Origin of the sequence: Chelativorans intermedius (assembly GCF_025398255.1) — a bacterium.
In the GTDB taxonomy this organism is placed as follows: Bacteria; Pseudomonadota; Alphaproteobacteria; order Rhizobiales; family Rhizobiaceae; genus Chelativorans; species Chelativorans intermedius.
This window is the reverse complement of the sequence record NZ_JAODNW010000015.1, coordinates 13,217-38,037: the sequence shown is the minus strand read 5'-3', so window position 1 is coordinate 38,037 and position 24,821 is coordinate 13,217. Positions and strand designations below refer to the sequence as shown.

At 68.6% G+C, this 24,821-nt stretch carries 28 protein-coding genes and 1 tRNA gene; 20 read left to right on the top strand and 9 right to left on the bottom strand.

The window, feature by feature from the left end:
- Positions 1-4 precede the first annotated feature (4 nt).
- Positions 5-94: transfer RNA gene (locus NYR58_RS11985), tRNA-Ser, on the bottom strand.
- A gap of 204 nt (positions 95-298) precedes the next feature.
- Between NYR58_RS11985 and NYR58_RS11980 the strand changes: the two genes are divergently transcribed.
- From NYR58_RS11980 to NYR58_RS11960, 5 genes are all read left to right on the top strand, one after another.
- Positions 299-616: a hypothetical protein gene (locus tag NYR58_RS11980; RefSeq protein WP_261521035.1), complete on the top strand. Its 318-nt coding sequence runs from the start codon at positions 299-301 to the stop codon at positions 614-616.
- Positions 617-634: 18 nt separating this feature from the next.
- Positions 635-1,303 carry a peptide-methionine (S)-S-oxide reductase MsrA gene (gene msrA / locus NYR58_RS11975; RefSeq protein WP_261521033.1) on the top strand — a complete coding sequence of 223 codons (669 nt, stop codon included), beginning with the start codon at positions 635-637 and terminating at the stop codon, positions 1,301-1,303.
- A gap of 156 nt (positions 1,304-1,459) precedes the next feature.
- Positions 1,460-2,458 (top strand): BMP family lipoprotein, encoded by a 999-nt coding sequence (locus NYR58_RS11970; protein ID WP_261521031.1) that lies wholly within the window; start codon positions 1,460-1,462, stop codon positions 2,456-2,458.
- Between the two features lie 118 nt (positions 2,459-2,576).
- Positions 2,577-3,968, top strand: coding sequence for a M20/M25/M40 family metallo-hydrolase (locus tag NYR58_RS11965; RefSeq protein WP_261521030.1), 1,392 nt, complete (start codon positions 2,577-2,579; stop codon positions 3,966-3,968).
- The gene (locus NYR58_RS11960; protein WP_261521029.1) at positions 3,965-4,585 is read left to right on the top strand and encodes a ribonuclease D; all 621 of its coding nucleotides are present in this window, start codon (positions 3,965-3,967) and stop codon (positions 4,583-4,585) included. Before NYR58_RS11965 ends, NYR58_RS11960 begins: the two co-directional genes overlap by 4 nt.
- Positions 4,586-4,596: 11 nt before the next feature.
- Here NYR58_RS11960 and NYR58_RS11955 read toward each other — a convergent pair whose 3' ends face one another.
- Positions 4,597-5,709 carry an acyltransferase family protein gene (locus tag NYR58_RS11955; RefSeq protein WP_261521027.1) on the bottom strand — a complete coding sequence of 371 codons (1,113 nt, stop codon included), beginning with the start codon at positions 5,707-5,709 and terminating at the stop codon, positions 4,597-4,599.
- A 170-nt stretch (positions 5,710-5,879) separates the two neighbouring features.
- Here NYR58_RS11955 and NYR58_RS11950 point away from each other — a divergent pair, with 170 nt between their 5' ends.
- Both NYR58_RS11950 and NYR58_RS11945 read left to right on the top strand, forming a co-directional pair.
- On the top strand, positions 5,880-7,937 hold the full coding sequence (locus NYR58_RS11950) for a transglycosylase domain-containing protein (protein ID WP_261521026.1): 2,058 nt from the start codon (positions 5,880-5,882) through the stop codon (positions 7,935-7,937).
- 65 nt (positions 7,938-8,002) lie between these two features.
- Positions 8,003-8,752, top strand: coding sequence for an SDR family NAD(P)-dependent oxidoreductase (locus NYR58_RS11945; protein ID WP_261521025.1), 750 nt, complete (start codon positions 8,003-8,005; stop codon positions 8,750-8,752).
- A 15-nt stretch (positions 8,753-8,767) separates the two neighbouring features.
- On the opposite strand, the gene NYR58_RS11940 is transcribed toward NYR58_RS11945, so the two are convergent.
- The 4 genes from NYR58_RS11940 to sppA are packed head-to-tail and all read right to left on the bottom strand — an operon-like array spanning position 8,768 to position 11,410.
- Positions 8,768-9,727: an ornithine cyclodeaminase family protein gene (locus tag NYR58_RS11940; protein WP_261521021.1), complete on the bottom strand. Its 960-nt coding sequence runs from the start codon at positions 9,725-9,727 to the stop codon at positions 8,768-8,770.
- Between the two features lie 8 nt (positions 9,728-9,735).
- On the bottom strand, positions 9,736-10,053 hold the full coding sequence (locus NYR58_RS11935; RefSeq protein ID WP_261521020.1) for a lipopolysaccharide assembly protein LapA domain-containing protein: 318 nt from the start codon (positions 10,051-10,053) through the stop codon (positions 9,736-9,738).
- 42 nt (positions 10,054-10,095) lie between these two features.
- On the bottom strand, positions 10,096-10,380 hold the full coding sequence (locus NYR58_RS11930; protein ID WP_261521019.1) for an integration host factor subunit beta: 285 nt from the start codon (positions 10,378-10,380) through the stop codon (positions 10,096-10,098).
- A gap of 55 nt (positions 10,381-10,435) precedes the next feature.
- Positions 10,436-11,410, bottom strand: a complete 975-nt coding sequence (gene sppA / locus NYR58_RS11925; RefSeq protein WP_261521018.1) for a signal peptide peptidase SppA — start codon at positions 11,408-11,410, stop codon at positions 10,436-10,438.
- 236 nt (positions 11,411-11,646) lie between these two features.
- On the opposite strand from sppA, the gene lptC reads away from it, so the two are divergent.
- The 8 genes from lptC to NYR58_RS11885 all read left to right on the top strand — a co-directional run bounded on the left by lptC (position 11,647) and on the right by NYR58_RS11885 (position 17,957).
- Positions 11,647-12,363 (top strand): LPS export ABC transporter periplasmic protein LptC, encoded by a 717-nt coding sequence (gene lptC, locus NYR58_RS11920; protein WP_261521016.1) that lies wholly within the window; start codon positions 11,647-11,649, stop codon positions 12,361-12,363.
- Positions 12,356-12,904, top strand: a complete 549-nt coding sequence (locus NYR58_RS11915) for an LptA/OstA family protein (protein ID WP_261521015.1) — start codon at positions 12,356-12,358, stop codon at positions 12,902-12,904. The genes lptC and NYR58_RS11915 overlap by 8 nt, the downstream gene beginning before the upstream one ends.
- 8 nt (positions 12,905-12,912) lie before the next feature.
- The gene (lptB, locus tag NYR58_RS11910) at positions 12,913-13,698 is read left to right on the top strand and encodes an LPS export ABC transporter ATP-binding protein (RefSeq protein ID WP_261521014.1); all 786 of its coding nucleotides are present in this window, start codon (positions 12,913-12,915) and stop codon (positions 13,696-13,698) included.
- 103 nt (positions 13,699-13,801) lie between these two features.
- Positions 13,802-15,271, top strand: a complete 1,470-nt coding sequence (rpoN, locus tag NYR58_RS11905; RefSeq protein WP_261521013.1) for an RNA polymerase factor sigma-54 — start codon at positions 13,802-13,804, stop codon at positions 15,269-15,271.
- A gap of 239 nt (positions 15,272-15,510) precedes the next feature.
- A complete protein-coding gene (gene hpf / locus NYR58_RS11900) occupies positions 15,511-16,089 on the top strand; it encodes a ribosome hibernation-promoting factor, HPF/YfiA family (protein ID WP_261521012.1) in 579 nt (192 codons plus the stop codon).
- Positions 16,090-16,142: 53 nt separating this feature from the next.
- Positions 16,143-16,607 carry a PTS IIA-like nitrogen regulatory protein PtsN gene (ptsN, locus tag NYR58_RS11895; RefSeq protein ID WP_261521007.1) on the top strand — a complete coding sequence of 155 codons (465 nt, stop codon included), beginning with the start codon at positions 16,143-16,145 and terminating at the stop codon, positions 16,605-16,607.
- An 89-nt stretch (positions 16,608-16,696) separates the two neighbouring features.
- Complete coding sequence (gene rsmI / locus NYR58_RS11890; RefSeq protein WP_261521004.1) at positions 16,697-17,593, top strand: 16S rRNA (cytidine(1402)-2'-O)-methyltransferase; 897 nt, start codon at positions 16,697-16,699, stop codon at positions 17,591-17,593.
- Positions 17,583-17,957, top strand: a complete 375-nt coding sequence (locus tag NYR58_RS11885) for a YraN family protein (RefSeq protein WP_261521002.1) — start codon at positions 17,583-17,585, stop codon at positions 17,955-17,957. Before rsmI ends, NYR58_RS11885 begins: the two co-directional genes overlap by 11 nt.
- Here the strand turns inward: NYR58_RS11885 and NYR58_RS11880 are convergent.
- Positions 17,944-18,672 (bottom strand): sulfate transporter family protein, encoded by a 729-nt coding sequence (locus NYR58_RS11880; protein WP_261521000.1) that lies wholly within the window; start codon positions 18,670-18,672, stop codon positions 17,944-17,946. The genes NYR58_RS11885 and NYR58_RS11880 overlap by 14 nt on opposite strands.
- A gap of 145 nt (positions 18,673-18,817) precedes the next feature.
- On the opposite strand from NYR58_RS11880, the gene NYR58_RS11875 reads away from it, so the two are divergent.
- Positions 18,818-19,813: an adenosine kinase gene (locus tag NYR58_RS11875; RefSeq protein ID WP_261520998.1), complete on the top strand. Its 996-nt coding sequence runs from the start codon at positions 18,818-18,820 to the stop codon at positions 19,811-19,813.
- A gap of 18 nt (positions 19,814-19,831) precedes the next feature.
- On the opposite strand, the gene grpE is transcribed toward NYR58_RS11875, so the two are convergent.
- Together grpE and hrcA are read right to left on the bottom strand one after the other, a co-directional pair.
- The gene (gene grpE, locus NYR58_RS11870) at positions 19,832-20,524 is read right to left on the bottom strand and encodes a nucleotide exchange factor GrpE (protein ID WP_261520996.1); all 693 of its coding nucleotides are present in this window, start codon (positions 20,522-20,524) and stop codon (positions 19,832-19,834) included.
- A 116-nt stretch (positions 20,525-20,640) separates the two neighbouring features.
- On the bottom strand, positions 20,641-21,711 hold the full coding sequence (gene hrcA, locus NYR58_RS11865; protein WP_261520995.1) for a heat-inducible transcriptional repressor HrcA: 1,071 nt from the start codon (positions 21,709-21,711) through the stop codon (positions 20,641-20,643).
- 154 nt (positions 21,712-21,865) lie between these two features.
- Here hrcA and rph point away from each other — a divergent pair, with 154 nt between their 5' ends.
- From rph to hemW, 4 genes are read left to right on the top strand one after another with little or no spacing between them, the layout of a single operon-like run.
- Positions 21,866-22,582 carry a ribonuclease PH gene (gene rph, locus NYR58_RS11860; RefSeq protein WP_261520993.1) on the top strand — a complete coding sequence of 239 codons (717 nt, stop codon included), beginning with the start codon at positions 21,866-21,868 and terminating at the stop codon, positions 22,580-22,582.
- An 11-nt stretch (positions 22,583-22,593) separates the two neighbouring features.
- Entirely contained in the window at positions 22,594-23,007 is a 414-nt protein-coding gene (locus NYR58_RS11855; protein ID WP_261520992.1) for a VOC family protein, read from the top strand.
- Positions 23,004-23,651, top strand: a complete 648-nt coding sequence (locus NYR58_RS11850) for a non-canonical purine NTP pyrophosphatase (protein WP_261520991.1) — start codon at positions 23,004-23,006, stop codon at positions 23,649-23,651. Before NYR58_RS11855 ends, NYR58_RS11850 begins: the two co-directional genes overlap by 4 nt.
- Positions 23,648-24,799 carry a radical SAM family heme chaperone HemW gene (gene hemW, locus NYR58_RS11845; RefSeq protein WP_261520990.1) on the top strand — a complete coding sequence of 384 codons (1,152 nt, stop codon included), beginning with the start codon at positions 23,648-23,650 and terminating at the stop codon, positions 24,797-24,799. The genes NYR58_RS11850 and hemW overlap by 4 nt, the downstream gene beginning before the upstream one ends.
- The last annotated feature ends 22 nt before the right edge of the window (positions 24,800-24,821 follow it).

The following is a 24,821-nucleotide window of genomic DNA, read 5'->3' as shown; positions in this document are numbered from 1 at the left end:
GACATGGCGGAGAGAGAGGGATTCGAACCCTCGATACGGTTTCCCGTATACACGCGTTCCAGGCGTGCGCCTTCAACCACTCGGCCACCTCTCCGCGCGCCGGCGTCCGCATCCGGCGGTGCCGCGCTGGGGCATCGTGTCGATGTCCGCGGCTCATCTAGTCGAATTGTGGGCGAATGCCAAGCCTCCCGACAGCCATTTCCAAGCGAATTGCGGCGCAGGGCCATGTCCTGCCATTTGCCAAGGGCCGTCCATGTGCCTATCTCAGGGTGAGCCAGCGCCATTTACAGGAGGTGCCATGCGCTTCTTGCTTCGTCTGCTTTCGCTGTTTGCCCTCGCGGTGGCCGTGGTCATGGCGGTGGTCGATGCCACGCGCTCCATCGCGGCGGCCGAATGGGCGTTCACGCCGCTCGGCGCCAGCTGGCGCGCCGCCTGGCCCGCCGCCTATGCGGCGGCGGCGGAGGCGCTGCAGCACCTGCCCCTGGTGTGGGATCCCGTGGTGCTCGCCCTTCTCGCCCTGCCGGGATGGCTGGTCTTCGCGCTCCTGGCGCTCCTGCTCTATATGGGCGGGCATCGGCGGGAGCGGGCAGAGGCTTTTTCCACCGCCAGATGGTGAGCACCGGGAGACGGTTCCATGATCTTTCACATCGCCGAAACGAAGCTCAGGATGCCGACGCCGCAGGAGGCGCTGCCCGGCCGGGCCGAGCCGATAGCCACCGCCCGCACCCATTTCGTCAATGGCCGCCCGCTCAAGGGCCCCTACCCGGAAAGCACGCAGAGCGTGCTGTTCGGCATGGGCTGCTTCTGGGGCGCCGAGCGCCTGTTCTGGCCGGTTGAGGGCGTGTGGGTGACGGCCGTAGGCTTTGCCGGCGGGCTGACGCCGAACCCCACCTACCGCGAGACGACGACCGGGCTGACCGGCCATGCCGAGGTGGTCCTGGTGGTCTACGATCCGCGGGCCGTGCCCTTCTCCCGGCTGCTGAAGCTGTTCTGGGAGGGCCACGACCCCACCCAGGGCATGCGCCAGGGCAACGATGTCGGCACCACCTACCGCTCGGTGATCTACGCCCCCACCGATGCCCAGCTTGCCGAGGCGCGCGCCTCGCGCGCGGCCTATGCCGCAGCGCTTCAGGCGGCCGGCCGCGGCCCCGTGACGACGGAGATCGCGCCAGCTCCGCCCTTCTATTTTGCCGAGGCCGAACACCAGCAGTATCTGGCCAGGAATCCGGACGGCTATTGCGGGCTGCAGGGTACGGGCGTCGCCTGTCCCGCCGCGCCGGCGGGGGATGGCGCGGGGGCGTGAGGCGGTTTTTCCACCCGGTAAAATTTCCGCGTGAAATTTGACGCGCCCCATGCCAGATTACGTCCGAGCAGGAGCAAATCCTGCGGGCGGGCAGGCGCGCGGCGGCTCCGCGCCGCGGCTGCCCGGTGTCAGAGAAACCGACAGGGTGTGGATCACATGAAGCGTATCGTTCTCGGCCTTCTGGCCGCAACCGCCATGACCGCCACGGCCGTGGCTCAGGAGGATTTCTCCCCCGCCGTCCTCTACGATCTGGGCGGCAAGTTCGACAAGTCCTTCAACGAGCTCGCCTATACGGGCGCGGAGCGTTTCAAGGAGGAGACCGGCATCGAATATGCCGAGTTCGAGATCTCCAACGACGCCCAGCGCGAGCAGGCGCTGCGCCGTTTCGCGGAGCGCGGCCACAACCCCATCGTCATGGCCGGCTTCACCTGGGTGGAATATCTCAACCGCGTGGCGCCGGACTATCCCGATGTCGACTTCACCATCATCGACGACAAGGTGGACCAGCCCAATGTGCGCTCCGTCACGTTCAAGGAGCATGAGGGCTCCTGGCTCGTCGGCATGCTGGCGGCCATGGCGTCGGAAACCGGCACCGTCGGCTTCGTAGGCGGCATGCAGGTGCCGCTCATCGGCAAGTTCGAGTGCGGCTATGTGGGCGGCGTGAAGGCGGCCGATCCCGATGCCCGCGTCATCCGCAACTACACGGGCGATACGCCGGCGGCATGGAACGACCCGACCAAGGGCGGCGAGATCGCCCGCACCCAGATCGACCAGGGCGCCGACGTGATCTATCATGCCGCCGGCGGCACGGGCGTCGGCGTGCTGCAGGCCGCGGCGGATGCCGGCAAGCTGGGCATCGGCGTGGACGCCAACCAGAACTACCTCCACCCCGGCCACGTGCTCACCTCCATGGTCAAGGGCGTCGACGTGGCCGTCTACAACGCCTTCATGGACGCCATGAACGGCGAGTTCACCTATGGCCTCCAGGATCTGGGGCTGGCCGAAAACGGCGTGGGCTATGCCCTCGACGAACACAATGCAGAGCTCATCACCGACGAGATGAAGGCCGCCGTCGAGGAGGCCAAGGCAAAGATCATCGCCGGCGAGATCGAGGTCCACAACTACCTGGAAGACAATTCCTGCCCCTACTGGTAAGGCAGAGCCAGGATAGCCGGAAAGGGCCGTCCGCGGCCCTTTTTCATGCCCGCATGATGGTCGGCGGCAGGTCCGGAAACCCGCCCGTCGACGGAAAAAAGCAAGGAGCCCTTCTGTCATGTCCGATGTCGCGCCCGTGCTCGACCGCCTCGACGCCTCGCTCGACGAGAGCCTGGAGCGCCTGTTCGCCCTCCTGGCCATCCGTTCCATCTCCACCGATCCCGCCTTCGCGCCGGAGTGCCGCAGGGCGGCCGAGTGGCTGGCGGCGGATCTGCGCTCCATCGGCTTCGCCGCGGATGTGCGCGAGACGGCCGGCCACCCGATGGTGGTCGCCCATCATGAGGGCGAGGGGCCGCATGTGCTCTTCTACGGCCATTACGACGTGCAGCCGGTGGACCCGCTGGAGCTGTGGGAGGACGATCCCTTCGCCCCTGCGCTGAAGGAAGTGGAGCCGGGGCGCAAGGTCATCACCGGGCGCGGCGCCTCCGACGACAAGGGCCAGCTTATGACCTTCGTGGAGGCATGCCGGGCCTACAAAGCGGTGCATGGCAGGCTTCCCTGCCGCGTCTCCATCCTCTTCGAGGGCGAGGAGGAGTCGGGCTCGCCCTCCCTCCGCCCCTTCCTCGAGAAACATGCCGGAGAGCTGAAAGCCGATTTCGCGCTCGTCTGCGACACCGGCATGTGGGACCGCGAGACGCCGGCCATCTGCGTCGGCCTGCGCGGCCTCGTCGGCGAGGAGGTGACGGTGAGGGCCGCCGACCGAGACCTGCATTCGGGCTTCTTCGGCGGTCTTGCGGCCAACCCCATCCGCATTCTCGCCCGCGTGCTCGCCGACATGCACGACGGGAATGGCCGTGTCACCATCCCCGGCTTCTATGACGGGGTGGAGGAGACGCCGCCCGACATCCTGAAAAGCTGGGAAGCGCTGGGCCGCACGCCCGAAAGCCTGCTCGGACCCATCGGCCTGTCCGTGCCTGCCGGCGAGACGGGGCGCTCTCCGCTCGAGCTGATCTGGGCGCGCCCGACGGCCGAGTTCAACGGCATCGTCGGCGGCTACACGGGCGAGGGCTTCAAGACCGTGATTCCCGCCCAGGCTTCGGCCAAGGTCTCCTTCCGCCTGGTGCACCGCCAGGATCCGGAGAAGATCCGCGCCGCCTTCCGCGATTTCGTGCGCGCGCGCATCCCCGCCGACTGCTCGGTGTCGTTTGCGCCCCATGGCGGTTCGCCGGCCATCCAGCTTTCCTACGATTCGCCGATGGTCAAGACGGCCGAGGCGGCGCTGACGCAGGAGTGGGGCCGCCCCGCCGTGTCCATCGCCATGGGCGGCTCCATTCCCATCGTCGGCGATTTCCAGCGCCTTCTCGGCATGGAGTCGCTGCTCGTTGGCTTCGGCCTGCCCGACGACCGCATTCACTCGCCCAATGAAAAGTATGAGCTGTCCTCCTTCCACAAGGGCCAGCGCTCCTGGGCGCGCATTCTTGCCGCGCTGGCAAGGGGAGGGCGGCAATGACCATCCGCTTCCATCGGCACGACCTGCCGGACCTCGCCCGCTACGAGGGTGTCGATGCAGTGGCCGTCGACACGGAGACCCTGGGGCTCAAGCCGCATCGCGACCGGCTCTGCGTGGTGCAGCTGTCGCCCGGCGACGGGACGGCCGACGTGGTGCAGATCGCCGCCGGGCAGAAGCGGGCGCCCAACCTGGCGGCGCTCCTGCGCAACCGGCGCATCACCAAGCTGTTCCACTATGCGCGTTTCGACCTTGCGGTTCTCTATCACGCCTTCGGCGTCATGCCGCAGCCCGTCTTCTGCACCAAGATCGCCTCGCGGCTCACCCGCACCTATACGGACCGCCACGGGCTGAAGGACGTCTGCGCGGAGCTTCTGGGCGTCAGCCTTTCCAAGGTGCAGCAATCCTCCGACTGGGCGGCGGAAGAGCTGTCGCAGGAGCAGCTCGAATACGCCGCCTCCGACGTGCTCCATCTCCACCGCCTGCGCGATGCGCTGACAGCGCGCCTTGAGCGGGAAAGGCGCACCGGCGAGGCGGAGGCGTGCTTCCGCTTCCTGCCCACCCGCGCCAGGCTCGACCTGATGGGCTGGGAGGACGTGGACATCTTCGCCCACAGCTGAGGCGGGCGCGGCTATTGCGCCGCCGCGGCCGCCGGCCGTGCGGTGGCCGGCCGCTCGATGCGCGCCCATGCCGGCCGCTCGAACAGGAAGCGGCCCTTGCCCGTCCATTGCACCAGGCCGTAGAGCACGACGGGCCCCGTCACCCCGGCCAGCGTGACGATGAGCGACATCGCCCCGACATCGCCTATGAGCCCGCTCTTCAGAAGAAGCACGCGCGTCGCCGCCATCGGCAGGAAGAAGGCGAGATAGACGACGATGGAATGCGCCCCGAGCCACGTGAGCCAGCGCATCGGCCTGGCAAGCGACAGCAGCGCGGCCGCGCCGACGATGAAGGCCGCGCCCGCCAGCCCCAGCAGGAGCGAGACGAGCGGCAGCTCCGACAGCCCGCCGGTGGCGCCGGAATGGCCGGGATCGGGCTGCAGCCAGGCCGCAAGGCCGGCCGGCGCGGGGGTGAAGACCAGCGTTCCGTGGACGAGCGCCCAAACGAGCGCGAGCCCCGCGAAGACGCCGGGCCGCGACCGCACCCAGGCCGCAAAGGCAAAGACGTGGCGCGCGAAGGCATATCCCGCGAAGAGATAGACGTAGCGGGCGCAGAACTCGTCGATGAGCACCGATCCGGTGTGGATGGGCAGCGCCTCCAGGACCGCCGCCCCGGCGAAGACCAGCCAGACGGGAAGCCCCCTGATGAGCCGCGTGAAGACGAAGAACACCGGCAGCAGATAGATGAACCAAAGTGTGCCGAATGGCTCCACATAGGCGAGGAGATAGGCATGGAGTGCGGCGCGCCAGCCCTCTTCCATGGCGATGGCCGGCGCCTTGAAGACGAACTGGATGGTCAGCCACAGGACATAGAAATAGGCGAAATGCACCACCCGGCGGTCGAGAAAGCGCCGCCACGGCCTGTCGATCACAAGCCCCAGGAAAAGCCCGGAGATCAGGAAGAAGTCCGGCATGCGGAACGGCCGCGCAAAGGCCACCAGCGCGTGCATGAAGCCCTCCTGCCCGGTGGCGAGCTCCACGCCCAGCGTGGAATGCATCATGACGACCATGATGATGCACAGGCCCTTCGCGGCATCGACCCAGTCGACACGCGCCTGCGCGGTGGCGTTCATCGGTTCCTGCATGGCTGCCCCCTTGCCGTTTCGCGCAGCAGCATAGCGCGGCCGTCCCATGCAACGGTTAAGATGCATGCACGGCGTGCGGCGAGGCTTAACGGCCCCTTAAACAGCCCCCGTTAGCGTGCGTCGCAACAGGGGGCCGCCCTGCCGGCGGCGGATCGGAGGTGGTTGCGCGCATGGCCAGGCGCAGGCAGACAAGGCGCGGTCAGACCCGTGTCGAGCCCACCTTCGGCGCGTCGGCGCCGAAGCGGGCCGCCGCGTCCGCGCGCCCCCGTCGCGCCGGGCCGGCCGGGCGCGCCCGGGCGCGCCGCGGTGGCCGGCGGCGCGGCTTTTTCGGCTTTCTGCGCGGCGTCCTCTACTGGTCGCTGGTCCTGGCCCTGTGGGCGGGCATTGCCGGCGTCGCCGTCGCCGCCTTCTACGGCGCCCAGATGCCGAGCGCCACCACCTGGGCCATCCCCGACCGGCCGCCCAACGTGAAGATCGTCTCCGCCGAGGGGCGGCTCATCGGCAATCGCGGATTGACCGGCGGCGAGGCCGTGGGCCTGCACGAGATGTCGCCCTACATCCCGCAGGCCGTCATCGCCATCGAGGACCGGCGCTTCTATTCCCACTGGGGGGTGGATCCCATCGGCCTTGCCCGCGCCATGGTGGAGAATCTGATGAAGGGCCGCATCGCCCAGGGCGGTTCCACCATCACCCAGCAGCTGGCCAAGAACCTGTTCCTGGAGCCCGACCGCACGATCGAGCGCAAGGTGCAGGAGGTGCTGCTTGCGCTGTGGATGGAGCAGAAATACTCCAAGAACCAGATTCTGGAGATGTATCTGAACCGCGTCTATTTCGGCTCCGGCGCCTACGGCGTGGAGGCCGCGGCCCGACGCTACTTCAACAAGCCCGCCCACGAGGTGACGCTCGCCGAGGCGGCCCTCCTGGCCGGGCTTCTCAAGGCGCCGTCGCGGCTTTCCCCGGCGCGCGATCCCCGCGCCGCGGAGGAGCGCGCCCAGGTCGTGCTCGCCGCGATGCGCGAGCAGGGCATGATCGGCGACAGCCAGTTTGCCGCCGCCCTCAGCACCCCCGCCACCCGCGCCGCAACCTACTGGACGGGATCGCAGCATTATGTGGCCGACCGCGTGATGGAGGAGCTGCCTTCCCTGGTCGGCGCCATCGAGGAGGACATCGTCGTCCATACCACGGTGGATCTCCGCCTGCAGAAGGTGGCGGAAAAGACGATCCGATCGCTCATCGACGAGAAGGGCAGGGCGCTGCACGTCACCCAGGGCGCGCTCGTCTCCATCGACGCCTCGGGCGCGGTGCGCGCCATGGTGGGCGGCTACGACTACGCCAACAGCCAGTTCGACAGGGCCTCCGAGGCGCGCCGCCAGCCCGGCTCGGCCTTCAAGCCCTTTGTCTACATGGCGGCGCTGGAGCAGGGCCGCACCCCGCAAAGCGTGCGCAACGACGCGCCGGTAAGGATCGGCAAGTGGGCACCGGAAAACTACAAGGGAAAATACCATGGCAGCGTCACGCTTGGCGAGGCGCTGGCCCGCTCGCTCAACTCCGTGGCTGCCCAGCTGGTCCAGGAGGTGGGGCCCGGGGCGGTGGTCGAGGTCGCCCACCGCATGGGCATCGAATCGGACCTCAGGGCCAATGCCTCCATCGCGCTCGGCACGTCGGAAGTCACGCCGCTGGAGCTGACGGCGGCCTATGTGCCCTTCGCCAATGGCGGCCTGCGGCCGGAGGTTCATTTCATCCGCCGCATCACCACCGCCTCCGGCCGGCTGCTCTACGAGCACAAGGCCGCCACCCCGCCGCGCGTGGCAAGCCCGGAGGTGGTGGGCATGATGAATGCCATGCTCTCCGGCACCCTCGACTATGGCAGCGGCCGCGCCGCCGCCTTCGGCCGCCCAGCCGCCGGCAAGACCGGCACCACCCAGGGCTCGCGCGATGCCTGGTTCGTCGGCTACACCGCCGATCTCGTCACCGGGGTGTGGTTCGGCAATGACGATGCCAGCCCCACCGACGCCACGGGCGGCTCGCTGCCGGCCCTCGCCTGGCGCGCCTTCATGGTCGCCGCCCATGAGGGCGTGCCGGTGGCCGCCCTGCCGGGCAGCCCCCGTCCGGCCGGTGCGCCGGCGCCGCAGGGGGCCGTGGCGGCCCGCCCCGTGCCGCCGGTCGAGGTGGGGGCTGCGCGCGAGCGCCGGTCGCTGTCCATCGTCGACATCATTCTGGGCAATTGAGCAAGGGCCCTCGCATTCCGCCCGTTCTGCCATTACATAGGCAGCACCTTCATGGGAGAGCCGCGGTGAGCGACATCGACGACAGAAAGACGCTGGTGCTGACGGGCGCAAGCCGGGGCATCGGCCATGCAACGGTGAAGCGTTTCTCGCGCGAGGGCTGGCGCGTGATCACCTGCTCCAGGCAACCCTTCTCGGAGGATTGTCCCTGGCCGGCCGGGCCCGACGACCACATCCAGCTCGACCTTTCCGACCAGGAAGGCGTGGGCATCGCCATCGGCGAGATCCGCCACCGGCTGGCGGCCAATGGCGGGCGGCTCGATGCGCTGGTCAACAACGCCGCCATCTCGCCGAAGATGGAAGGCGGCGGGCGCATGAATTCCATCGACACGCCCATGCATGTCTGGCGCGACGTCTTTCAGGTGAACTTCTTCGCCCCCATCATGCTGGCGCGCGGGCTGTTCAAGGAGCTCTCCACAGCCCGCGGCTCCATCGTCAACGTCACCTCCATCGTCGGCAGCCGCGTCCACCCCTTCGCCGGCACCGCCTATGCCACCTCCAAGGCCGCGCTCGCCGCGCTGACGCGCGAGATGGCGGCGGATTTCGGGCCTTACGGCATTCGCGTCAATGCCATTGCCCCCGGCGAGATCGAGACATCCATCCTCTCGCCCGGCACCGACAAGCTGGTGGAATCGATTCCGCTGCGCCGCCTCGGCCAGACGGCGGAAGTGGCCGATACGATCTTCTTCCTGTGCTCGCAGAGCGCGTCCTACGTCACGGGCGCCGAGATCCACATCAATGGCGGCCAGCACGTGTGAGCGGGAAAGGCCCGCTCACCCCGCCAGCGCCCGGTAGACGGCAATGCCCGCGGCCAGATCTTCGATTGCCGCGCCGACGGATTTGAACAGCGTGATTTCCTCGCCGCTCTGCCGGCCGGGCTTCTCGCCCCGCGTCAGCGCATAGAGGTCGGCCTTGATGTCGGCCTGCGTCAGCGCCCCCGACCGCAGGCCCTGCACGATGTCGCCGGCCTCCTTTGTGGCCCCGGCCAGGGTGTCGACGAAGACGGAGGCGCGCGAAAGCGCCGCGTCGTCGCTCTCGCGCATATCGGGTGTGAAGGCACCCACCAGGTCCACATGGGTGCCCGGCGAAAGCGCGGCCCCGCGCACCAGCGGCTCGGTGGACAGCGTGGCGCTGGTGACGATGTGCGCCCAGGAGACGGCCGCGTCGAGATCCTGCGTCACTTCCGCCTCCAGCCCCTCGCCGCGCAGCGTCTCGGCCACCCGGCGGGCATTGTCGGGCGTGCGGTTCCATATCTTGACCGCGCGGATCGGCCGCTGGCTCCTGTGGGCGCGCACCAGATGCGGCGCCAGCGCCCCCGCGCCGATGACGAGCAGGCGGCTTGCGTCCTCGCGGGCGAGATAGGAGGCGGCAAGGGCCGAGGCGCAGGCCGTGCGCCACAGCGTCAGCCGCTGGCCGTCGATCAGCGCCTGCGGCTCGCCGGTCTTGCCGTCCATGAGCAGATAGATCCCCATCACCGCGGGCTTGCCGATGGCGTTGTTGTCCGGCGAAACGGTCACGACCTTCACGCCGATATGGCCGTCGCCCTCCTCGGCGCTGAAGTCGCTCCAGGCGGGCATCAGGAGCAGGGTGCTGACGCTGCCCTTCGCCCGTTCGATCGTGTGGTGATGGCGCACGGGCTGCACGGCCCCGGCGCGGAAGGCCGCCCGAAGGGTCTCGACAAGGCCCTCATGGGTCAGACAGTGATCGATCTGTTCGGCGGAGATGGTCAGCATCGACCGGCTCATCCGTCCGTCGGCGCCAAAGCCGAGCCCTTCTGCCGCTCCGCCGCGCGCAGCCGCTCCATCTCCTGGCTGCGCTCGCGGGCGATGCGGCGATAGCGCCTCTGGCGGAACCAGGTGACGAAACTGCCCACGAACAGGCCAATGACGAGCGCCGCAAAGAGATAGACGAAAAGCGGCATCTCCACCGTCAGCCCCGGATTCCCGGGGTGAAAGGGGTCGAGCGTGAAGGGGGTCGCGGCGCGATTGGCCACCGCCAGCGCGATGAGCACGATGGCCAGCGGCACGAAGACAAGCACGATCACGATGCGGTTGAGCATACGGCCTTCCGTCCTTTCATGGAGATGCGCAGTGCCGGAAAGTCAGTTTTCCGCGTTCAGCCGCTCGCGCAGTTCCTTGCCGGTCTTGAAGAAGGGCACCCATTTCTCCTCGACATAGACCGTCTCCCCGGTGCGCGGGTTGCGGCCCACGCGCGCCGGGCGGTTCTTCACCGAGAAGGCGCCGAAGCCGCGCAGCTCCACGCGGTTGCCTTCGGCCAGCGCTTCGGTGATCTCGTCGAAGATCGCGTTCACGATCTTCTCCACGTCGCGCAAAAAGAGATGCGGATTGCGGTTGGCGATTGTCTGCACCAGCTCAGACTTTATCATGGCTTCGGTTCCGCCGCGTTGTTGCCAGGGAAGTGAGGCGATTCTTCTTGCAATATCAATCCGTCGCCCGGGTGGCTTCAGGTTGCCAGACCGACAGCAGACCGTCAAGGAAGACGGATTCGCCGCCCAGCCGCCCGAGCAGCCCCGCGCGCTCGGAAAGGCCCACCAGCGCCGCCGCCCACCGGGCCGCCGATCCGGGGAGCAGCCAGGCGCTGGCCGTCCCTTCCGGTTCCCATTCGATGACCTCCAGGCTCTCCTCCACGCCCTTTTCTTCGGCGAGCCACGCCCTCGCCTCGCGCATTCCGCCCAGCGCGTCTACCAGCTTGCGCTCCAGCGCCTGCCGGCCGGTGAAGACCGAGCCGTCGGCCAGAGTCGTGACCTCCGCGCGCGACAGCGGACGGCGTTCGGCAACGAGACCGATGAACCAGTCGTAGCTGTCGAGCACCATGGCGCGCAGCATGGCGCGTCCCTCCTCCGTCGTCGGGGTGAAGGGCGAGGGCTCGGCCTTCAGGGGCGAGGACTTCACCTCCACCACGCTCACGCCGATGGTCTCCATCAGTCTGCTGATGTTGGGAATCTGCACGATGACGCCGATCGAGCCGACGATCGAGGATTGCCGGGCGACGATATGGTCGGCCGCGCTGGCGATCATGTAGCCGGCGGATGTGGCCAGCGTGCCCACCTGGGCGACCACGGGCTTTTCCTCCGCCAGGCGGCGCACCTGCTCGAAGATGGCCTCGCCGCCCGCCGTCGTGCCGCCCGGCGAGTCGATGGTCAGCACCACGCCCTTGACGGCGTCGGTGCGGCGGATGCGCTCCAGCCGCTCCAGCAGTTCCTCGTCCTCGACGATGGTGCCTTCGATGCGCACCTGTGCGACGTGCGGGCGCAGCCCGCCCAGGCGGTCGCCGGCCAGCCAGCGCACGGAGCCCGCCAGCGCCAGCGCGATGATGAGGAAGGCTATCACCCGCCAGAATGTGAGTTTGCGCCGCAGGCGGCGGCGGTCGATCAGGTCGTCGGTTCTGATGGACATGGTGACCTCGCAGGGCATTGAAGAGAAACGCCGGCTTGCCTTTTAGACGAAGCAACCCATATGAGCTACCTTGTTTCGTCGCCTGCGGCCAAGGGCATCCCCCGCGCCGGCCTAAGGTTGCATAATGTTCCGGCGTCAACCAAAAATGGCCATATTGCGGTGCAACAGCCGCAAGGGCTGGCAGGGCGGGCGCGCAGGGTGCGGCAGACGCGCCGTTTTGGCGGCGGGAGAGCGCGATGGACGATTCGGTCATGAAGGGGGCGGGCGAGGAAAGGCAGGCACAGGCCATCCGCCGCGCGGAGCGCGGGTCGGAGGTTTTCGCGCGCGCCCAGCGCCATTCGCGCCGCGTGCGGGTGCTCAAGGTGGTGCTGCCCGCCACGGCCGTTCTGGCCTCCGCCGTCTTTCTGGGCTACACGCTTCTGCCCACCCTCGGAGGCAGCGTCGCCGGCATTGGCGCAGCCTCCATCAGCAACGGCAATCTGGTGATCGAGGATCCGGCACTCGACGGGTTCACGAGGGACGATCTGCCCTATTCGGTCAGGGCCGAACGGGCGCTGCAGGCGATGGGCTCGAAGGACCAGACCATCGCGCTGGAGGGAATCCGGGCCACGCTGCCCATCGACGAGCAGGAGCGGGCCACGGTGCGTGCCGCCAACGGCACCTTCGACCGCGAGAACAACCACCTCACCCTTGACAGCGACATCACCTTCAGCACCACCTCCGGTCTGGTGGCGCGGCTGCGTTCGGCCCGCATCGACATTTCCTCCAACGCCCTCGTCACCGAGGAGCCGGTGGAGATCGAGATGGAGGGAATGCGCATCAGCGCCGATGCATTGCGGGCTTCCGAAGGCGGCAAGCGCCTGATATTCGAGAACCGTGTTCGCGTGGAGCTTGAGCCCGGCAAGGTGCGCCCGGCCGGCACACAGAAGAAGGAAGGCGGCGGTGATGGATAGGATTGCAAGCTGGCTCTTGGCCGCCGGCCTGGCACTTGCCCCTGTGGCCGCGGCCGCCCAGGATGGCGAGGGCCGGCTGACGGGGCTCAAGCTCTCGGGCGACCAGCCCATCCAGATCGAGAGCGACCGCTTCGAGGTGGACGAGACCCGGGGCGTCGGCATCTTCACGGGCAATGTCTCCGTCGTCCAGGGCCCCACCCTGCTGAAGTCCGCCCGCATGACGGTGCATTACGACCGCGATGCGGGTTCCGCCACCACCGGCAGCGCCGCCATCCAGCGCCTTGAGGTGGAGGGCGGCGTCTATGTGAGGTCCGAGAGCCAGGTGGCCACCGGCGAGCGCGGCACCTTCGACATGCAGACCGAGGTGCTCACCCTTTCCGGCAAGGAAGTGGTGCTGACGGAAGGCGAGAACGTGGTGGTCGGCTGCCGGCTCACGGTGCAGATGGCAACCGGCCAGGCAAAGCTGGAGAGCTGCAAGGGGGAGGGTTCCGGCGGCCGCGTGCGCATGCTGCTCACCCCCGGCTCCGAGAACCGGCAATAGGGGATGCCGTGACTGCCGCCTCGTCCTCCGCCGCACCCCGCCACGCCCGCAACGGCGGGCAGGAGCGCCTCAAGGGCACGCTGATTGCCCGCGGGCTTACCAAGTCCTACAAGAACCGCCAGGTGGTCAGCGGCGTGTCGCTGGGCGTGCGCGCCGGCGAGGCGGTGGGCCTTCTGGGGCCGAACGGCGCCGGCAAGACCACCTGTTTCTACATGGTCACGGGACTGGTGCCCGTCGATCAGGGCACCATTCACATCGACGGCTACGACGTCACCTCCATGCCCATGTATCGGCGGGCGCGGCTGGGCATCGGCTATCTGCCGCAGGAGGCGTCCATCTTCCGCGGGCTGACGGTGGAGAAGAACATTCTGGCCATCCTCGAGATGGTGGAGAAAAGCCGCAAGGAGCGCGAGAAGACGCTCGACGCGCTGCTCGAGGAGTTCCGCATCGGCCATCTGCGCAAGGCGCCGTCCGTGTCCCTTTCGGGCGGCGAGCGGCGGCGGCTGGAGATCGCCCGCGCCCTCGCCAGCAGGCCCAACTTCATGCTGCTCGACGAGCCCTTCGCCGGCATCGACCCCATTGCCGTCACCGACATCCAGGAGTTGGTGCGCCATCTGACTCGGCGCGGCATCGGCGTGCTGATCACCGATCACAACGTGCGCGAGACGCTGGGCCTGATCGACCGCGCCTACATCATCCACGCCGGCCAGGTGCTCACCCATGGCCGCCCGCAGGACATCGTGGGCAATCCCGACGTGCGCCGGCTCTATCTCGGCGAAGGCTTCACTTTCTAGGTCTGCGCCCTTCCGTCCTTGACAAGCAAATCCCGGGCCAGTTTTATCCCCGCACGAAAGCCGCCCGCGAATGCCGCGGGCCGGGGCGGGGTAGAGTTACGCGATGGGCCTTTCACCGAGCCTGCATCTGCGCCAGAGCCAGTCTCTGGTCATGACGCCGCAACTGCTGCAGTCGATCAGGCTGTTGCAGCTGACGCGCGGCGAGCTCGAACAGTTCATCGCCGGCGAGATCGAGCGCAACCCGCTGCTTGAGCACGAGGCGGGCGGCGAGGAGCCGGCCGCCGCCGGCGAGCCGGCGCCGCGCGGCGGCGCCGAGGCGATGGCCGAGCGGCTCGACAGCTCGCTCGAAAACCTGTTCCCCGACGATCCCGGCCGGCGCGAAGCCATCGGCCCCGACCTTTCGGCCCAGTGGCGCTCGGCCGGCGGCAACGGGCTTGCCACCGGCGAGGCGTGGGATCTGGAGGCGGTGGCTGCCGCGCCGATCACGCTTGGCGCCCATGTGCAGGAGCAGATCGCCTTCGCCTTCCAGTCGCCGCAGGAGCGGCTTCTGGCGCAGGAGCTGGCCGATGGCCTGGACGAGGCGGGCTATCTCTCGGTGGACCTGGCGGAGATTGCCGAGCGCACGGGTGCCGACAGGCCGCTTCTCGACCGGGTGCTCGCCACCTGCCAGACCTTCGATCCACCGGGCCTTTTCGCCCGCAGCCTGGCCGAATGCCTGGCCCTGCAGCTCAAGGCGCGCGACCGGCTGGACCCGGCGATGCAGGCGTTGCTCTCCCATCTCGACCTGCTTGCCCGGCGGGACTTCGCGGGCCTGAAACGGCTGTGCGGGGTGGACGAGGAGGACCTCGTGGAGATGCTGGCCGAGATCCGCGCCCTCGATCCCAAGCCTGGCACCGCCTTCACCCGCGCGCCGGCGGACCCGGTGGTGCCGGATGTCTTCGTGCGCCGGGCGGCCGAGGGCGGCTGGGTGGTCGAGCTCAATCAGGAGGCGCTGCCGCGCGTGCTCGTCAACCAGGCCTACTATGCCACCGTCTCGGCGCGCGCCGATCAGGCGGAGAAGGCTTTCCTCTCCGAGTGCCTGCAAAGCGCCAACTGGCTGGTGCGCAGCCTCGACCAGCGCGCAAGGACCATCCTCAAGGTGGCCGGCGAGATCGTGCGCCGGCAGGATGCCTTCCTGCTGCACGGGGTGCGCCATCTGCGCCCGCTCAAGCTGCGCGATGTGGCGGAAGCCATCGGCATGCACGAATCCACCGTAAGCCGCGTCGCCGCCAACAAGTACATGATGACGCCGCGCGGCCTGTTCGAGCTGCGCTATTTCTTCACCGCCGCCCTTGCTGCCGCCGACGGCGGAGAGGCCCATTCGGCCGAGGCCGTGCGCGAGCGCATCCGCCGGCTGATCGAGGCCGAGGATGCCGGCAACGTGCTCTCGGACGATGCCCTTGTCGCCGCCCTGCGCGAGGACGGCATCGAGGTGGCGCGCCGCACCGTGGCCAAGTATCGCGAGGCGATGAACATCCCTTCCTCCGTGCAGCGGCGGCGCGAGAAGAAGGCGCTCGCCGGGCTCGGCGCCTGAGCGGCGGACATGGCCTGGCGGCCCGGGCGCCGATTGACAACCCACGGGGAAGCCTCTAGAAGCCCGCCGGCATGAGACGGGGCGGGCGGCGGCTCTTCGCGCCTGCCGCACGCGGCTGAAAGAATGGTGGGATTGCTGCCCGAACCGGCTTCACTTTGCGGCCGCAAACCTTGTATGCGCGGGCCAGAGGTATAAACTCTCAAGCGTTGGAATCCCGACCAGGAAAGGTCATTTCTCTCATGAGCCTTCGCATTTCCGGCAAACATATGGACATCGGCGACGCTTTCCGCACCCGCATCGAGGGACGCATCGGCGAAGCCGTCGACAAATATTTCGATGGCGGCTTCTCCGGCCGCGTGACGATGGAGAAGTCGGGTTCGCGCTTCTCGGCCGACTGCACCATCCACCTCGACACCGGAGCGGTGCTGCAGGCCACGGGCCAGGCGCAGGATCCGCAGCTTGCCTTCGATGCCGCCGCCGAGCGCATCGAGAAGCGGCTGCGCCGCTACAAGCGCAAGCTCAAGTCCCACAGCACCGCCCAGAGCGGCAACGGGCTGGCCGACATGGCATATCGCATCGTGGCGGCGGTGGGCGACGAAGAGGACGAGGTGCCCGAGGACTACGCCCCCACCGTGGTGGCGGAGTCGCGCCTGCCGCTCAGGTCCATGAGCGTTGCCTCCGCGGTCATGGAGCTCGACATGAAGGACAGCCCCGTCTTCGTCTTCCGCAATGCCGGCAGCAACGAGGTCAACATCGTCTACCGCCGGGCGGACGGCAATATCGGCTGGATCGACCCCTCGGCGATCTCGGACAACTAGTCCCGGGCGCGGGCCTGCCTGCCGCAGCGCGGCCGAAGCAGAGGAAGCGAAAGATGGATCTCAGCGATCTGATCGAGGTTTCGGCGGTCATACCCGCCCTGAAGGCGAACTCAAAGAAGCAGGTCTTGCAGCTTCTGGCCGAGAAGGCGGCAAAGAAGACCGGCCTTGCCGAGCGCGAGATCTTCGACACCATCCTGCAGCGCGAGCGGCTGGGCTCGACGGGTGTTGGCAACGGCATTGCCATCCCGCACGGCAAGCTGCCGGGCATCAAGCAGATCACGGGCGTCTTCGCGCGGCTGGAAACGCCGGTGGATTTCGACGCGCTGGACGATTTGCCGGTCGACCTGGTGTTCCTGCTTCTGGCGCCGGAGGGGGCGGGGGCGGATCACCTCAAGGCGCTGTCGCGCATCGCCCGCGTGCTGCGCGACCCCGAGACCACGGCGAAGATCCGCGGCACCAAGGATGCCGCCGCCATTCACACCTTCCTGGCCGAGGCGCCGGCGTCGAACGCGGCCTGAGGCCGCGGAAAGCGCGCTGCGGGCAGGATGAGGAAAACGCCGCGCGCCGCCGGCGCGGGGCGCAGGGGCCGGGGGATGCTTTGAAGGGCATGGAAGGCGCGGCGCATTTCATCATCGGCGGGGCGCAGGTTCCCGCCCCGCGGCTCGAGCCGGCGCTCTATCTCGTCGCCACCCCCATCGGCAACCTGTCCGACATCACGATCCGGGCGCTTCAGGTGCTGGCTGGCGCCGATGTTCTGGCGTGCGAGGACACCCGCGTCACGCGCGTGCTTCTGGAGCGCTACGGCATCCGTCGGCGCATGGTGGCCTATCACGAGCACAACGAGACCGAGGCAGCCCCGCGCCTGGTGGCGGCCCTTCAGGCCGGCAACAGCGTGGCGCTGGCAAGCGATGCCGGCACGCCGCTGGTCTCCGATCCGGGTTTCCGCCTCGTGCGCGCTGCGCGCCAGGCGGGCGTGCGCGTCGTGCCGGTGCCCGGCCCGTCGGCGGTTCTGGCGGCGTTGACGGCCTCCGGGCTTGCCACGGACTCCTTCCTTTTCGCCGGCTTCCTGCCGGCCCGGGCGGGCGCGCGCCGCAGCCGGCTTCAGGCGCTGGCCGGCGTGCCGGCCACGCTCGTCTTCTTCGAGTCGCCGCGCCGTCTTGCCGCCAGCCTGCAGGCGATGGCCGAGGTGCTGGGCGCGCGCGATGCGGTGGTCGCCCGTGAGCTTACCAAGGCATTCGAGGAGGTGCGCGCCGCCCCCCTCGACGCGCTCGCCGCCCACTATGCCGCGGCCGGGGCGCCGAAGGGCGAGGTGGTGGTCTGCGTCGCGCCGCCGGGCGCGGCGGTCGCCGAGGATGAGGGCGCGGTGGACAGGCTGCTTCTGGCGCTTGCCGCGGAGATGCCTGCCGCCAGAGCCGCCGGCGAGGCCGCCCGCATGACAGGCGGCAGGAAGTCCGATCTCTACCGCCGGCTTCTCGACCTCAAGGAGGGTGGCGATGGCCGCTGACGGGCGGGCCGGGCGCCGGCGCGCCTATCGCCGGGGCCATCGCGGCGAGTGGCTGGCCGCTCTCGCCCTCACGCTCAAGGGCTATCGCATTCTGGCACGCCGTTTCCGCACGCCGCTCGGCGAGGTGGACCTCATCGCGCGGCGCGGCGATCTCGTCGCCATTGTCGAGGTGAAGGTGCGCCCCACGCTGCGCGAGGCGATGGAGGCCGTGGGCCACGACGCCCAGCGGCGCATCGACGCAGCCGCCTCCCTGTGGCTCGCGCGGCGGCCCGATCACGCCCGTCTCAGCGTGCGCTACGATCTCGTCGCCGTTCTGCCCCGGCGCTGGCCGGTGCATGTGGAGAACGTCTTCAGCCCGCGCTAGCGCGCGCCGGCGCGGTCTCTTCCCGGGCGGAGATCATCTTGTGCAGATGCACCATCATCGCCGCGGCAAACAGCGGGGTGAGGAGGTTGAGCAACGGCACCGCCAGGAAGGCGGCGATCACGAACCCCGCCAGGAACACCGTGCCGGCGTGGCGCCGGCGAAGCTCCTTGGCCTCTGGCTCGCTGCGAAAGCGCATGGCGGCAAACTCGAAGAACTCGCGACCCAGCAGATAGGCGTTGACGATGAAGAAGATGGCAAGGTTCACCCCCGGCACCAGAAGCAGCGCCAGCGCCACCAGATTGGCCAGAACCACCACGCCGAAGAATTTCAGGGAAAGCCAGATTCCCGGCAGCAGCGGCACCGCCTGTCCGGGCGGGTCGGCGGGGTAGCTCTCCCGTTCCACCGCCTCGGCCACGTCGTCGAGGAAGACGCCGGCGACGATCGCCGCAATCGGCGCGATCAGAAGCGCCAGCGCCAGCGCCAGGCCGAGGCCGGCCGCCACCGCCGCCAGCGCGCCCAGCCACCCCGCCCAGGAGGGAAGGCCCGGCAGCAGCGCATCCAGCCACGGCATGGCGAAGGTCTCGAACAGCTGCCGCAGCGCCAGCCAGAGGGCGGCGAGCAGGAGAAGCGTCAACCCCAGCGATTTGAAGAAGGCGCGGCGGAAGGGCGGGGTGAAGAGTTGGCTTGCGGCGGCGCGCGCGGCGTCGAGAATCATGAAACGGCCTTCATCGCTGCGTCAGGGTCATCCCGCCAGATAGGCAGCCGCGGCCCCTCCCGCAAGCGGGCGGCAGGGCGGGCGGTCTTGCAAATCCGTCCCGAGGCGGTAAACCCGCCTGGACCACGCCCTTTCGGAGATCTTCATGAGCGAATTCGACGTTTTGTGCATCGGCAATGCCATCGTGGACATCATTGCCCGGTGCGACGAGCGCTTCCTGGTCGACAATGGCATCATCAAGGGCGCGATGAACCTGATCGACGTGGACCGCTCGGCCCTGCTCTATGAGCGTATGGGGCCGGCGATCGAGACCTCGGGCGGCAGCGCCGGCAACACGGCGGCTGGCGTGGCGGGGCTGGGCGGCCGGGCGGCCTTCTTCGGCAAGGTGTCGAGCGACCAGCTCGGCGAGATCTACACCCATGACATCCGCGCCCAGGGCGTGGCGTTCGACACGCGGCCGCTTTCCGGCCATCCGCCCACTGCCCGATCGATGATCTTCGTCACCCCGGATGGCGAGCGCTCCATGAACACCTATCTCGGTGCCTGCCTGGAGCTTGGGCCCGAGGATGTGGAGGAGGACAAGGCGCGCGGTGCGAAGGTCACCTACTTCGAGGGCTATCTGTGGGACCCGCCGCGCGCCAAGGAGGCGATCCGCAGGACGGCGGAGATTGCCCATGCGGCGGGCCGCGAGGTGGCCATGTCACTGTCCGATCCCTTCTGCGTCGACCGCTATCGCGACGAGTTCCTGGAGCTGATGCGCTCGGGCACGGTCAACATCGTCTTCGCCAACGAGCACGAGGCCATGTCGCTCTATCAGACCGCTTCGCTGGAGACGGCAATCGCCGCGCTCCGCGGCGATTGCCGGCTGGCCGTCGTCACGCGCTCCGAGCACGGTTCCATCGCCATGCGCGGCGGGGAGCAGGTGGCGGTGGCGGCCGAGCCGGTTGACGAGGTGGTGGACACCACCGGCGCCGGCGATCTCTATGCCGCCGGCTTTCTTTACGGCTACACCCATGGGCGCAGCCTCGGCGACTGCGCCAGGCTCGGCTCGCTGGCCGCCGCCCAGGTGATCCGCCAGATCGGCCCGCGCCTTCAGACCAGCCTCGAGGACAAGGCCCGTCAGGCCGGGCTCATCGGCTGATTTCGCGCGCCGACCGGCTCAGGAGGCCGCATCCCGCGGGCCGGCTTCGGCCGTGCTGTCTTCCTGCGGGGTCCTTTCCCCTTCCGGCGCCCTGGAGGGGGCGGCCTCTGCCTTCGATCCGCCCTTGGCCACACCCACCATGGCCGGGCGCAGCACGCGCTCGCCGATCACATAGCCCGTCTGCACCACCTGGACGACGGTGTTGGCCGGCACCTCGGCATTCTCCACCTCGAACATGGCCTGGTGGTAGTGGGGGTCGAACTTCTCGCCCTTGGGGTCGAGGCGCTTGACGCCGTGGCGCTCCAGCGCCGACAGCATGGCGCGTTCCGTCATCTCCACGCCCTCGATGAGCGCCTTCAGGCCCGGCTCGGCCTTCTCGCGCGCTTCGGCCGGCACGGCCTCCAGCGCCCGCTGCAGGTTGTCGGACACGGTCAGCATGTCGCGGGCGAAGTTGGCGATGCCGAAGCTGCGCGCCTCGGCCACGTCGCGCTGGGTGCGCTTGCGCAGGTTCTCCATCTCGGCGGCGAGCCGGAGTGCACGCTCCTTGAGCATTTCGTTCTCCTCGTTCAGGCGCTGGAGAACGTCCGCCTCGGTCACGCCGGCTTCGTTTTCCCCGTTTTCGCCAGCCGGCGCGGCCGTCCCGGCCTCCGCTGCCTGCGCCATGGGCTCGACGTTTTCCGGTGTGTTCTCGTCCTTGGGTTGCGTGCTCATTGCCTGTCCGTCTTGGTTTCGTAAGTCGGGCCGGATATCGAGGTTCGAGAGAGCAAAATCAAGGGGTGGGCGGCTTTTGCCCGCCGCGGGCCGGTCTTGTCGGCCTCTCCCGCGCCTCAGCGCAGCAGCCGCCCGATGAGCTGCGCCGTATAGTCCACCATCGGCACGATGCGGGCATAGTTGAGCCGTGTCGGGCCGATGATGCCCAGCGCGCCGATGATGCGCGACTCCTGGTCGTGATAGGGCGCCACCACCAGCGAGGAGCCGGACAGCGAGAACAGCTTGTTCTCCGAGCCGATGAAGATACGCACGCCCGGCCCTTCCTCGGCCAGCGCCAGAAGCTGGATGAGCGCCTCCTTGGTCTCCAGATCCTGGAACAGGTGGCGCAGCATCTCGATGTCGGCCTGCGCCCGCACATTTTCGAGCAGGTTGGCGCGCCCACGCACGATGAGGCGCGCCGGCACGTCGCTGTCCTGCCCGGCCCAGACGGCCAGCCCCTGTTCGACCAGCGACTGGGAGAGCGTGTCGAGCGCGGCGCGCGTCTCCTCCTTCAGCCGTTCCATCTCGGCGCGCGCCTCGGCCAGTGTGCGGCCGCGGATATGCGCGTTGAGATAGTTGGATGCCTCGATGAGCTGCGAGGCGGTCACGCCCGCCGGAAGGTCGATGACGCGGTTTTCCACGTCGCCGTTCTGCGAGACGAGCACGGCAAGCGCCTTCTGCGGTTCGAGCTGGATGAACTCGATGTGCTTCAGGGGCGCCTCGGTCTTGGCCGCCACCACAAGGCCCGCCCCGCGCGACAGGCCGGAAAGCATCTGGCTCGCCTCGGTCAGCAGGTGCTCCAGCGACTGGCTTCGCCCCGCCGCCTTCACCTGCGCCTCGATCACCTGGCGCTCATCTTCCGAAAGGTCGCCGATCTCCATGAAGGCGTCCACGAAGAAGCGCAGCCCCTGCTGCGTGGGCAGCCGGCCGGCGGAGACATGCGGCGAATAGATGAGGCCGAGGCTCTCCAGGTCGCTCATCACGTTGCGCACCGTGGCCGGCGAAAGCTGGGTGGGCAGAAGGCGCGACAGGTTGCGCGAGCCGAGCGGTTCGCCGTCGCGCAGGTAGGATTCGACGATGAGACGAAAGATGTCGCGCGAGCGCTGGTCGAGCACCTGCAATGTCTGGTCCACGATAGGCTTGGTCATGCGTCGTGTGCCTCCTGCCGGAAATATAAGGGTGCGGCGGCGGAACACAACGGCCTTCGGGATGCCGCCATGGCGGTTTTCCTTTGCCTCGCGCCGTCTCAAAAGCTACAAGCGCGCACGATTTGCAGCAGCCAGAAGCCGGAGAAGCAACCCCATGCGACCATCGAAACGGCAACCGGACGAAATGCGCGCCGTCAGCTTCGAGCGCGGCATCTCGAAACATGCCGAGGGCTCCTGTCTCGTGCGCTTCGGCGATACCCAGGTGCTGTGCACGGCCAGCCTGGAGGAAAAGGTGCCGACATGGCTGCGCAATTCCGGCAAGGGCTGGGTGACCGCCGAATATGGCATGCTGCCGCGCGCCACGGGCGAGCGCATGCGCCGCGAGGCGTCTTCCGGCCGGCAGGGCGGACGCACCTTGGAGATCCAGCGCCTGATCGGCCGCAGCCTGCGCGCCGTGATCGACCTCAAGGCGCTGGGCGAGGTGCAGATCACCGTGGATTGCGACGTTCTGCAGGCCGATGGCGGCACGCGTACGGCGGCGATTACCGGCGGCTTCGTGGCGCTCCACGACTGCCTGGCCTGGATGCAGGCGCGCCACATGATCGCCATCGAGCGGGTGCTGAAGGATCACGTGGCCGCCATCTCCTGCGGCATCTACGAGGGCACCCCGGTGCTCGATCTCGACTATGCCGAGGATTCGGCCGCCGAGACCGATGCCAATTTCGTCATGACGGGCAGCGGCGGCATCGTCGAGATCCAGGGAACGGCGGAGGGCGCGCCCTTCTCCGAGGAACAGTTCAACGCCCTTCTGGCGCTCGCCCGCCGGGGCATCTCCCGGCTGGTCGAGCTGCAGAAGATGGCGGTCGCCTGAGGGAGCCGGCCATGCAGCCTGCGGCCATCCTCGAAGCCGCGCTCTATGTGGACGATCTCGCCGAGGCGGAGCGTTTCTATGGCGGGGTGCTGGGCCTTGAGCGCATCGCCCGGGTAGAGGGCCGTCACGTCTTCTTCCGCTGCGGGCGCGCGGTGCTTCTTTTGTTCGATCCCGATGCCACGCAGGCGCCCCCGCCGCCGGATGCCGCTCTGCCCGTTCCCCCGCACGGGGCGCGCGGCGCCGGCCATTTGTGCTTTGCCGCAGGCGCCGATGAGATCGCCGCCTGGAAGCAGCACCTGGAAGCGGCAGGCGTTGCCATCGAGGCGGACTTCGAGTGGCCGCAGGGCGGCCGGTCCATCTATTTCCGTGATCCCTTCGGCAACTCGATGGAGTTCGCCGAACCGCGCATCTGGGGGTTTTCGTGAGAGAGATCGAAAACAGGCAGTTCGTCCTTGCCAGTCACAACGCGGGAAAGCTCAGGGAGTTCGCCGATCTTCTGGCGCCGTTCGGCTATCGCGTGCGCTCGGCCGCCGAGCTTGGCCTGCCCGAGCCGGAAGAAACCGGCACCACCTTCGAGGAGAACGCCTATATCAAGGCCCATGCGGCGGCGTGCGCCACCGGCCTGCCGGCGCTTGCCGACGATTCGGGCATGTGTGCCGATGCGCTTGCCGGCGCCCCCGGCGTCTACACCGCCGACTGGGCGACACTGCCCGACGGGCGCCGCGATTTCCGCGTCGCCATGGAGAAGGTGGAGCGGCTCCTGCGCGAGAAGGGTGCCTTCGGCGCGTCGGCGCGCCGCGCCCGCTTCGTTGCCGTGCTGTGCCTGTGCTTCCCAGACGGCGCGGCGGAATACTATCGGGGAGAGGTGGAAGGCCAGCTCGTCTGGCCACCACGCGGTACGCTCGGCTTCGGTTATGACCCGGTGTTCCAGCCGGACGGTTTCGAGACGACCTTCGGCGAGATGACGGCGCAGCAGAAGCACGGCTGGAAGCCGGGCGATGCCCATGCGCTCTCCCACAGGGCGCGCGCCTTCAAGAGCTTCGCAGAGGCGCGCCTGGTGGCAGCATGAGCGGCGATCCGGGCTTCGGGGTCTATGTGCACTGGCCTTTCTGCGCGGCCAAGTGCCCCTATTGCGACTTCAACAGCCATGTGCGCCATGGCGGTGTGGACCAGTCGCGTTTCGCCGCCGCCTTCCGGCGGGAGATGGCCGCCATGCGCGCGCGCACCGGCCCGCGCACCGTCTCCAGCATCTTTCTGGGCGGCGGCACGCCGTCGCTGATGGACCCGGCCACCGTGGGCGCGGTGCTGGAGGCGGTGGCGGCGGAATGGACCGTCCCCTCCGATGTCGAGATCACGCTGGAGGCCAACCCCTCCTCGGTGGAGGCGGAGCGCTTCCGCGGCTACCGGGCCGCCGGCGTCAACCGTGTCTCGCTCGGCGTTCAGGCGCTCGATGAGAAGGACCTGCGCTTTCTCGGCCGGCTGCATACGGTGGAGGAGGCGCTGGCTGCCATCCGCCTGGCGCGCGAGATCTTTCCGCGCCTCTCCTTCGACCTGATCTATGCCCGCCCGGGGCAAACGGTTGCGGCCTGGCGGGCAGAGCTTGAGGCCGCCATCGCCCACGCCGCCGATCATCTGTCGCTCTATCAGCTCACCATCGAGGAGGGCACGCCCTTTTTCGCGCTCCATCGCGCCGGCAAGATCGCCGTGCCCGATGCGGAGGAGGCCGCAGACCTTTACGAGGCCACCCAGGAGGTGACGGCGGCGCACGGCCTGCCGGCCTACGAGATTTCAAACCACGCCGTACCGGGCGCGGAAAGCCGCCACAACCTCATCTACTGGCGCTACGGCGAATATGTCGGTGTCGGCCCCGGCGCCCATGGCCGTTTCGTGGAGGATGGCCGGCGCGTCGTCACCTTCACCGAGCGGCTGCCCGAGCGGTGGCTGGAGATGGTGGAGGAGAGCGGCAGTGGCATCGTCGGCGGCGAGACGCTGACGCGCGCCGAGGAGGCCGACGAGTTTCTGCTCATGGGCCTGCGGCTGGTCGAGGGGATCGATCTTGAGCGTTATGCGCGCCTTTCCGGGCGCCCGCTGGCGCCCGAAAGGGTGCGGATCCTGAGGGAGGAGGGGCTGGTCGCCCCGGTTGGCGAAACCCGCCTGCGCGCCACGCCGGCCGGCATGGTGGTGCTCGATGCGCTGGTGGCCGACCTGGCGCGCTGATGCGGCGTTCCTCCCGCTGTCC

What these genes read in the sequence shown, in the direction of transcription:
- hrcA (WP_261520995.1), bottom strand. Translation starts at nt 21,711, where the DNA reads ATGACCAAGCCTATCGTGGACCAGACATTGCAGGTGCTCGACCAGCGC.
- rsmI (WP_261521004.1), top strand. Translation starts at nt 16,697, where the DNA reads ATGGAAGGCGCGGCGCATTTCATCATCGGCGGGGCGCAGGTTCCCGCC.
- NYR58_RS11950 (WP_261521026.1), top strand. Translation starts at nt 5,880, where the DNA reads ATGGCCAGGCGCAGGCAGACAAGGCGCGGTCAGACCCGTGTCGAGCCC.
- grpE (WP_261520996.1), bottom strand. Translation starts at nt 20,524, where the DNA reads ATGAGCACGCAACCCAAGGACGAGAACACACCGGAAAACGTCGAGCCC.
- hemW (WP_261520990.1), top strand. Translation starts at nt 23,648, where the DNA reads ATGAGCGGCGATCCGGGCTTCGGGGTCTATGTGCACTGGCCTTTCTGC.
- NYR58_RS11960 (WP_261521029.1), top strand. Translation starts at nt 3,965, where the DNA reads ATGACCATCCGCTTCCATCGGCACGACCTGCCGGACCTCGCCCGCTAC.
- NYR58_RS11855 (WP_261520992.1), top strand. Translation starts at nt 22,594, where the DNA reads ATGCAGCCTGCGGCCATCCTCGAAGCCGCGCTCTATGTGGACGATCTC.
- NYR58_RS11875 (WP_261520998.1), top strand. Translation starts at nt 18,818, where the DNA reads ATGAGCGAATTCGACGTTTTGTGCATCGGCAATGCCATCGTGGACATC.
- sppA (WP_261521018.1), bottom strand. Translation starts at nt 11,410, where the DNA reads ATGTCCATCAGAACCGACGACCTGATCGACCGCCGCCGCCTGCGGCGC.
- NYR58_RS11970 (WP_261521031.1), top strand. Translation starts at nt 1,460, where the DNA reads ATGAAGCGTATCGTTCTCGGCCTTCTGGCCGCAACCGCCATGACCGCC.
- NYR58_RS11930 (WP_261521019.1), bottom strand. Translation starts at nt 10,380, where the DNA reads ATGATAAAGTCTGAGCTGGTGCAGACAATCGCCAACCGCAATCCGCAT.
- hpf (WP_261521012.1), top strand. Translation starts at nt 15,511, where the DNA reads ATGAGCCTTCGCATTTCCGGCAAACATATGGACATCGGCGACGCTTTC.
- lptC (WP_261521016.1), top strand. Translation starts at nt 11,647, where the DNA reads ATGGACGATTCGGTCATGAAGGGGGCGGGCGAGGAAAGGCAGGCACAG.
- rpoN (WP_261521013.1), top strand. Translation starts at nt 13,802, where the DNA reads ATGGGCCTTTCACCGAGCCTGCATCTGCGCCAGAGCCAGTCTCTGGTC.
- NYR58_RS11980 (WP_261521035.1), top strand. Translation starts at nt 299, where the DNA reads ATGCGCTTCTTGCTTCGTCTGCTTTCGCTGTTTGCCCTCGCGGTGGCC.
- NYR58_RS11940 (WP_261521021.1), bottom strand. Translation starts at nt 9,727, where the DNA reads ATGCTGACCATCTCCGCCGAACAGATCGATCACTGTCTGACCCATGAG.
- NYR58_RS11915 (WP_261521015.1), top strand. Translation starts at nt 12,356, where the DNA reads ATGGATAGGATTGCAAGCTGGCTCTTGGCCGCCGGCCTGGCACTTGCC.
- rph (WP_261520993.1), top strand. Translation starts at nt 21,866, where the DNA reads ATGCGACCATCGAAACGGCAACCGGACGAAATGCGCGCCGTCAGCTTC.
- NYR58_RS11880 (WP_261521000.1), bottom strand. Translation starts at nt 18,672, where the DNA reads ATGATTCTCGACGCCGCGCGCGCCGCCGCAAGCCAACTCTTCACCCCG.
- NYR58_RS11955 (WP_261521027.1), bottom strand. Translation starts at nt 5,709, where the DNA reads ATGCAGGAACCGATGAACGCCACCGCGCAGGCGCGTGTCGACTGGGTC.
- msrA (WP_261521033.1), top strand. Translation starts at nt 635, where the DNA reads ATGATCTTTCACATCGCCGAAACGAAGCTCAGGATGCCGACGCCGCAG.
- ptsN (WP_261521007.1), top strand. Translation starts at nt 16,143, where the DNA reads ATGGATCTCAGCGATCTGATCGAGGTTTCGGCGGTCATACCCGCCCTG.
- NYR58_RS11885 (WP_261521002.1), top strand. Translation starts at nt 17,583, where the DNA reads ATGGCCGCTGACGGGCGGGCCGGGCGCCGGCGCGCCTATCGCCGGGGC.
- NYR58_RS11965 (WP_261521030.1), top strand. Translation starts at nt 2,577, where the DNA reads ATGTCCGATGTCGCGCCCGTGCTCGACCGCCTCGACGCCTCGCTCGAC.
- NYR58_RS11935 (WP_261521020.1), bottom strand. Translation starts at nt 10,053, where the DNA reads ATGCTCAACCGCATCGTGATCGTGCTTGTCTTCGTGCCGCTGGCCATC.